The 12,157-nt window shown below is 72.0% G+C and carries 10 protein-coding genes; 5 read left to right on the top strand and 5 right to left on the bottom strand.

The features are described from left to right. Positions 1 to 127: 127 nt before the first annotated feature. The 4 genes from ACFYNS_RS12180 to ACFYNS_RS12165 form a co-directional block, all read right to left on the bottom strand. Positions 128 to 883: a dienelactone hydrolase family protein gene (locus ACFYNS_RS12180; protein ID WP_388602415.1), complete on the bottom strand. Its 756-nt coding sequence runs from the start codon at positions 881 to 883 to the stop codon at positions 128 to 130. Positions 884 to 1,218: 335 nt separating this feature from the next. Beyond that, positions 1,219 to 2,361: a site-2 protease family protein gene (locus ACFYNS_RS12175; protein ID WP_388602413.1), complete on the bottom strand. Its 1,143-nt coding sequence runs from the start codon at positions 2,359 to 2,361 to the stop codon at positions 1,219 to 1,221. 544 nt (positions 2,362 to 2,905) lie between these two features. After that, entirely contained in the window at positions 2,906 to 3,193 is a 288-nt protein-coding gene (locus ACFYNS_RS12170) for a DUF1876 domain-containing protein (RefSeq protein ID WP_388602411.1), read from the bottom strand. 519 nt (positions 3,194 to 3,712) lie between these two features. After that, on the bottom strand, positions 3,713 to 4,741 hold the full coding sequence (locus ACFYNS_RS12165; RefSeq protein ID WP_360295646.1) for a winged helix-turn-helix domain-containing protein: 1,029 nt from the start codon (positions 4,739 to 4,741) through the stop codon (positions 3,713 to 3,715). Positions 4,742 to 4,877: 136 nt separating this feature from the next. Between ACFYNS_RS12165 and ACFYNS_RS12160 the strand changes: the two genes are divergently transcribed. Together ACFYNS_RS12160 and ACFYNS_RS12155 are read left to right on the top strand one after the other, a co-directional pair. Further along, positions 4,878 to 5,195, top strand: a complete 318-nt coding sequence (locus ACFYNS_RS12160; protein ID WP_360295649.1) for a hypothetical protein — start codon at positions 4,878 to 4,880, stop codon at positions 5,193 to 5,195. Between the two features lie 40 nt (positions 5,196 to 5,235). Further along, a complete protein-coding gene (locus tag ACFYNS_RS12155; protein ID WP_360295652.1) occupies positions 5,236 to 5,700 on the top strand; it encodes a hypothetical protein in 465 nt (154 codons plus the stop codon). Positions 5,701 to 5,900: 200 nt separating this feature from the next. Here ACFYNS_RS12155 and ACFYNS_RS12150 read toward each other — a convergent pair whose 3' ends face one another. Next, positions 5,901 to 6,407 (bottom strand): DUF6624 domain-containing protein, encoded by a 507-nt coding sequence (locus ACFYNS_RS12150; RefSeq protein ID WP_388602408.1) that lies wholly within the window; start codon positions 6,405 to 6,407, stop codon positions 5,901 to 5,903. Between the two features lie 764 nt (positions 6,408 to 7,171). Between ACFYNS_RS12150 and ACFYNS_RS12145 the strand changes: the two genes are divergently transcribed. The 3 genes from ACFYNS_RS12145 (at position 7,172) to ACFYNS_RS12135 (ending at position 11,665) form a co-directional block, all read left to right on the top strand. Then, positions 7,172 to 8,416: an MBL fold metallo-hydrolase gene (locus ACFYNS_RS12145; protein ID WP_388602406.1), complete on the top strand. Its 1,245-nt coding sequence runs from the start codon at positions 7,172 to 7,174 to the stop codon at positions 8,414 to 8,416. Between the two features lie 374 nt (positions 8,417 to 8,790). Next, positions 8,791 to 9,309, top strand: coding sequence for an SRPBCC family protein (locus ACFYNS_RS12140; protein WP_360295663.1), 519 nt, complete (start codon positions 8,791 to 8,793; stop codon positions 9,307 to 9,309). A gap of 40 nt (positions 9,310 to 9,349) precedes the next feature. Then, positions 9,350 to 11,665, top strand: a complete 2,316-nt coding sequence (locus ACFYNS_RS12135) for an FdhF/YdeP family oxidoreductase (RefSeq protein WP_360295666.1) — start codon at positions 9,350 to 9,352, stop codon at positions 11,663 to 11,665. The last annotated feature ends 492 nt before the right edge of the window (positions 11,666 to 12,157 follow it).

Genomic DNA, 12,157 nt, shown 5'->3' with positions numbered 1-12,157 from the left:
CTCCCATTTATTTAAATTTTTTTTTTTTTTTTTTTTCTTCCGGGGGGGGGGGGCCCCCCCCCCCCCCCGGGCCCGGGGGGGGGGGGGGCCCCCCCCCCCCCCCCCCCCCCCCCCCCCCCCGCGGAACTCACACAGTGGCGCCGAGCGACTCCGGGAGCAGGTGCCGGGCGAAGAACCGCAGCGCGCTGTCCACCTCGAAGGCCGGAATGTCCGCGTGTGCGCCCGGGTTGGCGTGCAGGGTCTTCTCGGCCGATCCCAGAGCGTCGAACAGCGCCAGGCACTGCTCCCGCGGCACTCGCTCGTCGTCCCACTGCACCAGGAACTCGACCGGGACGGTGATCCGCGCGGCGGGCCCGGCAGTCGCCAGTACCCCGCCCAGCCCCAGCACCGCCGCGCGCACCCGGGGTTCGGCGGCGACGAACGGAACGCCGAGCCCACAGCCCAGCGACACCCCCCAGTAGCCCACCGGGCCGGAGCCGACGTACTCAAGCTCCTGGAGCGCGTCCAGAACCGAGCGCCACTCCGGGACGGTCCGGCGCGCCACCATCGCCTGGAACTCAGCGATCAGCGGAGCCAGTTCCTCGCCGGCCGCCACGCGGGCCTGGTTCTCGGTCGCGAGCCGATCGTACTCGTCCTCCTGCGGCCGGTCGCCATGTCCGGGCACGTCGACCGCCGCCACGGCGAAACCGCACTCGGCGGCGAAGCGGCGCGCGCGGACGGCGACGCCGGGAGCCTTCTTGTGCCGGCCGCCGCCGTGTCCCATCAGAACGAGGGGGCGGGTACCGGCAGCGCCTGCCGGTGTCCACAGCACGCCGGGGATCTCGCCAAGAGTGAAAAGCTGTTCGGTTACGTCGTCATACGACGTCTGAGAGGTGAAGCGCATAGCGTTTCGAGCCCTTCGGAATGCCTTGAGCGGGCACTCCCCGGACCATGCGAGAGAGGGAGCCCCGACCTGTCACAGCGTTGATCGGTCTCACCTCCTCGGTTCGCAGCGGCGCACGGCGCACGGCGCACGGCGGGCTGAAAGTACCACAACCGGCTTGATCCCGTCCGAGCCGAGGGAGTCGGCGCTGCGAGGGTTCCTGACGCGGCGCCGGTGCGCGGATCCGGACCCGGTGGACGGCGGCCGTCCGGTCGCGGTGGATGCTCACCGTGGTCGCGCCGGGCACCGGCCGTCGCGACCACGGGTCCGCTGCGGTCGACGCGAGTCCCGCTGCGTCACCAGGTCCGCGGATGCTGCTGCTGAGGCATCAGCCGGCTCAGCGTGCGGCCGATGTCGCTGGGCGAGACGATGCCGACGACATGGCCGTCCTCGAGCACCAGCACCCGGTGCTCGGCGCCGGGCTCCAGCCGCGGCAGCAGGTCCGCCAGCGGATCGTCCGGGCCCACGGTGACCACTTCCGACAGTGGCAGCATCACGTCACCCACCGCAGTGGTGTCCCACTGGTCGGCACGGACGTGCTGAGCCCGCTCCAGCGTGATCAGCCCTGCCGCGTCGCCCGCCGCTCCCACAGCGGGGAATGCCGAGTGGCGGTACCGGTACCGGGGGTCGGCGAGGAACTGCCCGACCGTCAGTCCTGCGGGGGCCGGCACGGGGTGCTCCGTCATGGCCCGGCGCACCGGCACACCGGCCAGGGCGCTTCTGATCTGCGCCTGCCGGCCCTCCGCGGTCGCGGCGGTGACCAGGAACCAGCCGACCAGCGCCAGCCACAGTCCGTCGAAAGCGCGCGCCGTGAGGAACAGCAGGACTCCCCCGAAGACGAGCAGCCAGCCGAAGGCGCGCCCCACCACGGTTGCCCGGACGGCCGCCCGCAGCCGGTCCCCGCTACGGCGCCACAGCAGGGCGCGGAGCAGGCGCCCACCGTCCAGGGGAGCGGCGGGAATGGTGTTGAAGAGGGCGAGCAGCACGTTGATGACCGCCAGCCAGGCCACTGCCTCCACCAGGAGCCTTGGGGCGCCCAGGAGATGGACGAGCCAGGAGCCGAGCCCGAAGCCCACGCCGAGCAGCAGGCTGACCAGGGGGCCGACTCCGGCGATACGCAGCTCCGCTCCCGGTCCGGACGCCTCGGACTTCAACCGGGCCACTCCGCCGAGCAGCCACAGCGTGATGTCCTCGACCAGCACTCCGTTGCGCCGGGCGACGATCGCGTGCGCGAGTTCGTGTGCCAGCAGCGACCCGAAGAACAGCAGCGCGGTGCCCAGCCCGGTCATCCAGTACAGCGCCTCCGCGCGCCCGGGCTCGACCTGCGGGAAGCGGCTCCTGGCCAGAACCCATACGATGAGCGCGAAGATGAGCAGGACGCTCCAGTGGACGCCGATCCGCACTCCGGCGATCCGCCCCAGTGGGAACGTTGCACGCACGGTCGTCTCCTTGCCTCGGCGTGACGGGTGTGCTGTCCGAGTCGCGTGCAACCGCGTGCCCCGCCTTGCCGGGTCCGACGCCGCCGCACCTTCCGACGATCGACTGCCCTTCGACAGGCGCCGCACGGCGCCCCCGCCGAGGCATGCGGCCCCGGGGGAGCACCCGCTGTCGCCGTCGCTCAGCGTGGCGCAGTACCGCTGCCGGTCTCGGAAACCGTGTGAGCCTCGTCGACCGCGGAGAGAGACCGGACGCCGTGGGCGGCAGCGGGAGGTGCGCGGCGTAGCTCTTCCCGTGCGGCTTCGACGAAGCTGCTGCTCATCGGGGCTCCTTCTCCTGCTGCTGCGTGCAGCTTCGAGTGTGCGTCCCGCAGGCGGTACCCGGCTCGGGCCGCCGCTCCGGCTCAGTCGGTGATCTCGATGCGCTGCGCCTTCCCCTTCCTGATGTCGTGCGGGAACAGTCCTGTTCTCCTCCTTCGCCGCCGCGGGCCCGCGGGCCCGCCTCCCGATGCCCGGTCTGCGGTCCTGGGTGCCGCGCCGTCGGCGGTCACCTGGGCTGCCCGACCGTCGGACGGGCCTCCGCGCGGGGTACCTGCATGCCTTCGACGTCGTGCTCGGCGATGTTCAGCAGTCGCTGGGCGAGGTCGTGCATGGCTCTGCCCGCCGCCAGCTCGTCGCCGATCTCCGGCACGTCCGTGTCCGCCGGGTGGCAGTGGGCCGTGCCGCGGCCGGTGACCTGCGCGGCGCCGGTATCCAGCGTCGCGTGCACCTTCGTCGCCCCCTCGTCGTCCTCGAAGAGGTGGAGGCGAACCTTCCATTCCATGGTGTGTGACATCGTCCTCTCCTCACCCGGGTACGGACCGGTGCGGCACCCGATGCGTGATGTGCCGAGCCAGGACCGGGCGGAGGCCCGGCACCTGGCTGTGCCGGAGCCGGGCCCCGAGGCGCTCTCGCGGGCCACTGGCCGTTACGCGGGCCCCGGGATGCGCGTCGGGCGGGCCGGCTGCGGACGGCGGACCGGCAGCCTCCCGAACCGTCCGACTGCCCGCCGGGCCGCTCCCCCGCCACTCGATTCCCTTGTCAGGACCGGCAACGGAGCCGGTCACGGGCGAGAATCGCGTCCGCGTCCTGCCGCCGGTCCATGCGCAGCGGAGTGCCGGTGAACCCAGCCGTTGCGGATCCACCTCACCCCCCGCATCTTCCACTCTCCTACGCGCAGGAAGCAGCCGCCATACGACGTCGACGGCCCGGCCGCGTGACTGAACGTGGCGCCCGGGCACCGCGTGCAGGGCGCATCGCGGTCCGTCACCACGCGCACTGCCCGATCGCTGCGGTGCGCGGAGGGGGACAGCTCTCAGTGGTCGGCCGGACCGGCTGCGGGGCCGGACTGTTCGAGGAGTGCCGTGCCGAGGGGGGTGGGACTGTGGAGTGCGGTGTTGCGGTGCCGCACGGTGCGGATGAGCCCGGCCGTGCGCAGCACGGTCGCGTGCTCGCTGGCGCTGGGGGGTGCTGTCCCGCTGCGCGCGGCCAGTTCCTTGGTGGAGCAGCCCGGGTGCTCCGCGATGGCGCGCAGCACAGCGGCCCTGGTCCGGCCGAGGAGGGAGTCGACCGGTGAGCGGTCCTGCCGGGCCGGAGGCTGCCGCGCGGGAGGGACGAACAGCGGGGTGGAGGTGGACGCCTGCGAGTGGCCGAGGGGGTACCTCAGTACCGGTTGCGGCTCGGCGTCGATGTCGATGGCGGGCCCGTCGGCGAAGAGTGAGGGGACCAGAAGCATCCCGCGGCCCCCGAGGTGGAGGTCGCCGTCGTATCCGGAGACCATCCTGAACTCCAGTACGGGCGGGTTCCAGCGCACCCGCCGCGGATCCAGCGCGGTGAGGAGCGCTTCCACTCCTCCCGTGAGGACCTGTCGCATCCGCACGGCCCGGTCGTCCGCGACCGCCGCGGCGAGGTGCCCCCAGTACGGGGACAGCAGCACGGTCCAGACATGGTCCAGGCCGTCACAGAGCCGCCGCAGCAGCTCCGCGTCGTCGGCCAGGTGCCGCGCCCATGACGGTGGTGCCTGCCACTCCGCCACGTGGGCCAGGTCACCGCGCACCCGTGAGCGGGGAGTCGAGCGCACCTGCTCCAGCAGCTCCTCGGGGCTGCCCGCCGCGGCGGTGGTCAGGAACGTCGGGGCCCAGCCGCCGGGCGGCACGAGGTCGAGGACCATCCGGGCCTCGGGCTTCAGCGCGGCGAAGGCGCTGCGCCGCCACGCCCCGAAGCGCACCGGGTGGCTGCGGCTCTGCAGGGTGCGTACGGCGGCGCTCAGCTCCAGCAGCGGCGCAGGCCGCTCCACCCGGGTGCGCGCCAGATCCTCGACGGTGAAATGGATGCGGTAGACCACGCTCCTGCCCCCACGCGCTCGGTACGCCGGTGTACCGCAATCCTCCCGGTACGCCCTTCTTCGGTCCAGGCCGAATCATGTCGCGAAAGCCTCCCGGCACGCCCAGAGTTGGCGTCGAACCGAAGGAGGAGCAGAAATGCGAAAGCGTACATCGACCGCTGCACTGGGCACGGCGCTGGTACTGGGCGGGATCGTCGTCGGGGCGGCGCCGGCACAGGCGGCGACGTCCGGCGCCTCCCTGACCGGGACGGCACCTGCCTGCATCCAGCGCAGCGTCTCCAACGTCCCGGACGGGGGCATCTCCGGCTATCTGCGGAACACCTGCGGAAAGACGATGCGGGTCAAGGTCGTCGTGAAGTACTGGCGCGACACCTCCTGCATGACCATCAGGAACAACACGAGCAAGTACGTGCACACCGTCGGCGGCCGATACGACCGGACCGTGACCTGCTGACGCCGGCCCTGTTCACCCCACGTCGACACAGGGGGACATCATGAGACGGATCCTGACGGCCCTCATCGCAGCGGCGGGCCTCGTCGTCGCGGTACCGGGTTCGGCGAACGCAGCCGACGAGTGGTACACCTCGAGCACGTATCCGGGCAACAAGGGGTACGGCTACGTGGACTCCGCCAGCAGTACGGTCAGTGGCGTGTACCAGCACCTGTCGATGTACCGGACCAACAACTACGTCGCCCTGTGGACCGACATCGGGGACGACGCGACCGACGGATACTGCGCGGGGCAGGAGATCGCCTACCAGATCTACACGAACGGGGCCTGGTCGCGATACCACTACCGGATGGCCCCGGTCCACGACTGCTCGACCAACGGGGTGGACAACTCCGGCGGATACTTCTACAGCAGGTACAAGACGCGCAATGTCCACTCGCGCGCCTGCCACGTCGACTCCAGCGGCCGGAAGATCCACTGCGAGAGCCAGTGGCACGGCCCGATCTGATCCGCTGCCTCCGCGCAGCGACGGGCCCCGCTCACCACGAGCGGGGCCTTGCGGCGGTTACGTATCGACGGACTGCTGCCGCGCACGGTCGCCCACACCGAGAAGGCCCCTGAGACGGAGCCCGCCCGACGGACCCGAAGCCGTCCGGCGGGCCGTGCCCGGGAGGACGAGGGCCGAGGGGCCCGGACGGAGGAGCGGCGTCAGCTCGGCGAGAACTTCGCGACGTACTCGTCGAAGGGCTCGATGCCGACTTCGGCGCGGAGTTCGTCCACGCGCTCCGGCTCCGCACAGGGCCACGGAACCGGCGCCCCGTCCCACACACCGGCGATCTGGGTTCCGCAGATCTGCTTGCCGCCCTCGTTGACCAGCATGCGGTCACAGAGGAAGGCCAGTTCGCGCGGGCATGCCGAACCCGCGGACACCGCCGCCTGCAGCAGTTTCAGGGCGCGGCGCTGAATGTCGAGCTGCCGGTCGGCGTGCTGGGCTATCAGCCACGCCGCGCGGGCGGCATCCTCGCCGACCAGCTCCGCCGTCGGCCAGCCGTACTCCTCCATGATCTCGCCGAGCCGGTCACCGTGCCGCACGGTCAGCCTCCGCCACGCCAACTGCTCGGCAGGGTCGTCACTGTTCGCGTGGGCCGAGGTCCGTTGATCGGCAGCGGCCATGGCCGTGAGTTCCTCCGCCAGCGCGGCAATGTCGTGCGCCACTCTCGACTCCCTGTCCGGATGGGTGCGTTGTGCTTGCCACCCGGAACCCTAGGGCGCACGACGGCCGCGAAGATCATTCCGGAGGACGGTGACAGCCGCCGTCCCGGACTGCGACAATGAGGGTGTTCCCGAAAGCAGGACGTTTCCCGGACCGCCGAGTCCGGTCGCCGTCAGCCTCCCGGAACTCTGGACGGCGTCCGGCCGTTCCCCTGCAGGGACCAGCGCGCGCCCGGCGCCGTCGCGGGTGTTGCGCAGCAGGGCCTCCGGATAGGATGCGCTGCTGTTGAACGATCGACGCTCCGACCCGTGCCCGGCGCCGCCGTCCCCGCCGTGGTGCCGACGCGACGGCGCGGTGCCGCGGCATCCGTCCGGCGGCAGGGCGGTCGGCAGCGGTCGTAGGATTTCCGGGTGCGCGGACGCCGGTGGCCGGCAGCGACGTCCCGGGTGCCGATCGTGTCCCGTACGGTGGCGAGCGCCCACCGGCGATGCGGAGGTCTCGCCGTCGAGGCCGCACGCCGCGGCGACGCCCGTGGCGGTCCGCTCGCATCCGGCGGGATGAGCCCGGTGCACCTCCGGCGGAGACGCCCGGTGGAGCCCGGCTCACCCCGGTCCGGATGATCGCACCGCACGTGCCCGCCGGTTCGTGTCCCTGCCGCCGCGGTCGGCACACGTTGCCGCACCGTGGCGCCGGACGGCGGCACGGAGCGAAGGCGTGCCGTGCACAAGCCCGGTATTGGAACGAAGCGAAGGTCCCAGGAGGTCCCGTGGCCGACTCAGCCGCCTCGAATCCGCCGCTCACCCAGGCGCGGTCCCTGCGACCCGTCGCTTTCGGCGCCGATCCCACCGGTGAGCGCTTGGCCCGGATCCGCCGCTCACCGCACTTCGCGGACGGGGTGTTCCAGAACCCCGACAATCCCGAGGGCCCCCGGGCCCGTCCTTCCGGCTCCAGGCTCGACTTCGCGAAGAGGTACTTCCAGAAGGAAGCGCGCAGGCGACGCCGGCCCGCCGGGCCCATACCCCTGCACCCCACCACGGCGGAGGACCTCGCCAGTCCGCCGGCCGGCGGACTGCGGCTCACCTGGACGGGCCACTCCAGCGTGCTCGCCGAGATCGACGGCCGGCGGGTGTTGTTCGACCCGGTGTGGGGGCGGCGCTGCTCCCCGTTCCCGTTCGCGGGTCCGAAGCGGCTGCACGACGTCCCGCTGCCGCTGACCTCGCTCGGCACGGTGGACGTGGTCGTCATCTCCCACGACCACTACGACCACCTCGACCTACCCACGATCCGCGCGCTGGCCTCGACGGACACGCTCTTCGCGGTACCGCTCGGCGTGGGTGCGCATCTGGAGCGCTGGGGCGTTCCGAGCGACCGGCTGCGCGAGCTGGACTGGTGGGAGTCGACGCGTGTGGGGGATCTGCGGCTGACCGCGACCCCGGCCCGGCACTTCTGCGGTCGGGGACTGCGCAATCAGCAGCACACCCTCTGGGCCTCCTGGGTGGCCGAGGGGCCCTCCGGGCACCGGGTGTTCCACAGCGGTGACACCGGCTACTTCCCCGGGTTCCGGGACATCGGCGCGGAGCACGGCCCCTTCGACGCGACCATGATCCAGATCGGGGCGTACAGCGAGTACTGGCCCGACATCCACATGACGCCGGCCGAGGGCGTGCGAGCCCATCTGGATCTGCAAGGGGGGAATCCGCACGGGGTGATGCTGCCGATCCACTGGGCGACCTTCACTCTCGCGCCGCACCCGTGGGACGAGCCCGGGGAAGGCACGCTCGCTGCCTGCGCGGAGGCCGGCGCCCGGGCCGCTCTCCCCCTTCCGGGGGAGCCGTTCGAGCCCACCGCGGACGAGGTCCCCTCAGCGCCGTGGTGGCGCACCGTCGCCCGGGACCCCGTCCCCGGCTCCCCGGCGGCGGAGGCACAGGCAGGGGCACCGGCGGAGGCGCCGGATGCCGCGGCTCCGCAGGGGGTCGAGCCGTCCGGGAAGGCCGCCGAGTCCGCGGGGTAAGAGGCCGTACCCGCCGGCCGGCTCCGTCGGATCCGGCATCCGCGGGATCCGTCGGGCCGGTCGAGCGTTCGGCCGGCTGCGGTCGGCGGCGGGGTCGTCGGGACGGTGCCGGGCGCAGCCCGGATCCGGTTCGTCCACCTGCGGAGGGACCGGCGCGCTGCCCAGGGAGCGCCGCGCTGCGGCCGCATGCTTGCCCGGCGAAACGCCCCTCTCATGCTAGTTTGTCCCATTCGATCACGCGATCGGCGCGGCGTGCGCCACCGGTCCGACCCCGGCCCGGTAGCGGTCGGTGGCGGTCCGGTGGCGGTCCGGTGGCGGTCCGCACCACGCTGCCGATACTGACGAGAGCGAAAGTCGAGGACGGGCGGCGAGCCATGAGCGCCATCGAAGAGACGGTTGAAGTCCGGGTTCCGGTGCACACCGCCTACAACCAGTGGACCCAGTTCGCCGACTTCCCCCGGTTCATGTCGTCGGTGCGTGAGGTCGAACAGGTCAAGCCCAACCTCACCCACTGGGTCGTCGGGGTCGGGCCGCTGCGCGGACGGTTCCAGGCGGAGGTCGTGGAGCAGCGGCCGGACGCGTATCTGGCCTGGCGGAGCACGGGACGCGGGCAGGCGCACAGCGGTGAGGTGTGCTTCCGGTCCACGGAGGCGGACCGCAGCACGGTCACGGTACGGATGCGGACGCACCCGCCCGGATTCGCCTTCCGTCTCGCGGCCGCATCCGGGCTGCTGCGCGGCGCGGTCCGCCGCGAGCTGGGCCGCTTCAGGGAGTTCATCGAGGCGGTCGGCGAGGAATCCGGGGCCTGGCGCGGCACCATCGGCGACGGCCGGGTGAGTCCGGGCGAGCCGGAACCTCCCCGGAGCCGGGTGCCGCACTGGCCGGTCGGCTGATCCGGAACGGAGTCGGCAGCGGAAGCGAGGGGCGAACCAGATGCACAAGCCACCCGAGGACGAGCCCGAGGAGCAGCTGTCGGTGACGCCGCCCGAGGAATGGGCGGCCGGGGTGCCCGCGGTCGCGCACGCGATCGAGTACTCCCTCCGGCAGACATCGCCCCGCCGGGCCGGGAAGACGCTGCTGACCATGAACCAGGTGGACGGCATCGACTGCCCCGGCTGTGCCTGGGCCGACCCCTCCCCCGGCCACCGGCACCGGAACGAGTATTGCGAGAACGGCGCCAAGCACATCAACGACGAGGCGACTTCGCGGCGCGTCACGGCCGACTTCTTCCGCAGGTATCCGGTCTCGGAGCTGGCCCGCCGCTCCGACCTGTGGTTGAACCAGCAGGGCCGGCTGACCGAACCGATGGTCAAGCGGCCGGACTCGGACCACTACGAACCCGTCAGCTGGCACGAGGCGCTGGGGCTGATCGCCGCCGAGCTGAAGTCGCTGGACTCCCCCGACGAGGCGGTGTTCTACACCTCGGGCCGGGTCAGCAACGAGGCGGCGTTCGTGCTGCAGCTCTTCGCCAGGGCGTTCGGGACGAACAACCTGCCCGACTGCAGCAACATGTGCCACGAGTCCAGCGGCTTCGCGCTGCACGAGACGCTGGGCACCGGCAAGGGCACCGTGACGCTCCACGACCTGCACCACGCGGACCTGATCTTCCTGGTGGGGCAGAATCCGGGGACCAACCATCCGCGGCAGCTCTCCGCCCTGGAGGAGGCCAAGCGCAACGGCGCGCGCATCGTCGCGGTGAACCCGCTGCCCGAAGCCGGACTGCTGCGGTTCAAGAACCCGCAGCAGCCCAGCGGGGTGCTCGGCCGGGGCATCCGGATTGCCGACCGCTTCCTGCAGATCCGCAGCGGTGGCGACCTGGCTCTGTTCCAAGGGCTGAACAGGCTGCTGGTCGAGGCCGAGGACGCGGCGCCCGGTACCGTGCTCGACCAGGACTTCATCAGCTCCCACACCAGCGGCTTCGAGGACTTCTCGCGGCATGTGCGGGAGATCGGCTGGGACGACATCCGCACCGCGACCGGACTCACCCGCGAGGAGATCGAAGCGGTCCGGGACGAGGTGCTGCGCAGCAAGCGGGTGATCGTCTGCTGGGCCATGGGGGTCACGCAGCAGAAGCACGGGGTCCCGACCATCAGGGAGATCGTGAACTTCCTGCTGCTGCGCGGGAACCTGGGCCGAGCGGGTTCGGGGGCCTGCCCGGTACGCGGTCACAGCAACGTCCAGGGCGACCGCACCATGGGCATCTGGGAGCAGATGCCGGACGCATTCCTGGACGCGCTGCAGCAGGAGTTCGGCTTCGCGCCCCCTCGTGCGCACGGGCTGGACTCGGTGAACTCGATCAAGGCCATGCGGGACGGCCGGATCAAGCTCTTCCTCGGTGTCGCGGGCAACTTCGTGCAGGCCGCTCCGGACACCGCGGTGACCGAGGAAGCGATGCGCAAGTGCCGGCTGACCGCTCATATCTCCACGAAGCTGAACAGATCCCACGCGGTGTGCGGCCGGACCGCGCTCATCCTGCCGACCCTGGGCCGCACGGAGCGGGATCTCCAGTCGGGCGGCGAGCAGTTCGTCACCGTCGAGAACTCCATGAGCGAGGTGCACACCTCCCGCGGACGGCTGCGGCCGGCCTCGACGCTGCTGCTCAGCGAAGTCGCCATTCTCTGCCGGCTCGCCCGCACCACCCTCGGCGATGCCCCGGCCATTCCGTGGCAGCAGTTCGAAGCCGACTACGGCACCCTTCGGGAACGGATCGCCCGCGTGGTGCCGGGGCTGCACGAGTTCAACCGGCGGGTGATCCGCCCCGGCGGCATCAGGCTGCCCAACCCCGTCAACGAGGGTGTCTTCCGCACCTCGGCGGGAAAGGCCCTCTTCAGCCGCAACGCCTGGCAGATGCCGCTCGCGCCCGAGGGGCATCTGCTGCTGCAGACCCTGCGCTCCCATGACCAGTGGAACACCATCCCCTACACGGCGGACGACCGCTACCGGGGCATCCACGGAAGCCGTCAGGTCGTGCTCGTCAATCCGGAGGACGTGGCCGGGCTCGGCCTCACCGCGGGGCAGCGGGTCGACCTGGTGAGCGTGTGGGCGAACGGCGAGGAGCGCCGGGCCGCGGGCTTCGAGGTGGTGCCCTATCCGAGCGCCCGGGGCTGCGCGGCCGCCTACTACCCGGAGACCAACGTCCTGGTACCGCTGGACAGCGTGGCCGAGGGCAGCAACCAGCCGACGTCGAAGGCGCTGGTCGTCCGGCTGGAGCCGGTCGGCGCCGCGGACCGGGCCGGGGTGGAGGCCTGATCCGCCCGCTGCGCCGTACGATCCAGTCCGGGCCGGACGACCGGCTGTCGGACGTGCTGCTCGACGGGACGCCGCCGGGGAGGGCGCCGTCGTGTGCGAGGTGTGCGACGGGGAGTTGGCGTGTTCCCTGAGGGGCGCGCCGGATTCCGGCAAGGGGACCGCGGCCCGAGCCGCCCGACCGGGCCGGCACCGGGAAGCCGTCCGGCCGGGCGCGCAATCCGGCCAGGGTCCGCGCTCCACGGCTAGCACGTGCCGCCCACCGTGCGTAACTTCTCTGCACACCAGGCGTCACATGTCGTGCGGTGCCGTGGAGCTCTTGCGGGATGAGGGCTCACGCAGGGCAGTCACGGCCACGACCTGGGCTGTTACGGGGCTGGGGGCTCGGGGGAGTTCAGCGCCGGGCAGCAAGGCCCCGAGTCGGCAGCACTCCGGCTCGGGGCCCTGCTCGTACGTATTCCGCTCCGCGCCCTGTGCCGCGCCGCAAGGAGGACC

It is taken from the genome of Streptomyces sp. NPDC006925 (assembly GCF_042869575.1).
In the GTDB taxonomy this organism is placed as follows: domain Bacteria; phylum Actinomycetota; class Actinomycetes; order Streptomycetales; family Streptomycetaceae; genus Streptomyces.
This window is presented reverse-complemented; position numbering and strand designations above follow the sequence as displayed.

Coding starts and splice junctions, on each gene's coding strand:
- ACFYNS_RS12180 (WP_388602415.1), bottom strand. CDS start 883: ATGCGCTTCACCTCTCAGACGTCGTATGACGACGTAACCGAACAGCTT.
- ACFYNS_RS12170 (WP_388602411.1), bottom strand. CDS start 3,193: ATGTCACACACCATGGAATGGAAGGTTCGCCTCCACCTCTTCGAGGAC.
- ACFYNS_RS12160 (WP_360295649.1), top strand. CDS start 4,878: ATGCGAAAGCGTACATCGACCGCTGCACTGGGCACGGCGCTGGTACTG.
- ACFYNS_RS12155 (WP_360295652.1), top strand. CDS start 5,236: ATGAGACGGATCCTGACGGCCCTCATCGCAGCGGCGGGCCTCGTCGTC.
- ACFYNS_RS12140 (WP_360295663.1), top strand. CDS start 8,791: ATGAGCGCCATCGAAGAGACGGTTGAAGTCCGGGTTCCGGTGCACACC.
- ACFYNS_RS12135 (WP_360295666.1), top strand. CDS start 9,350: ATGCACAAGCCACCCGAGGACGAGCCCGAGGAGCAGCTGTCGGTGACG.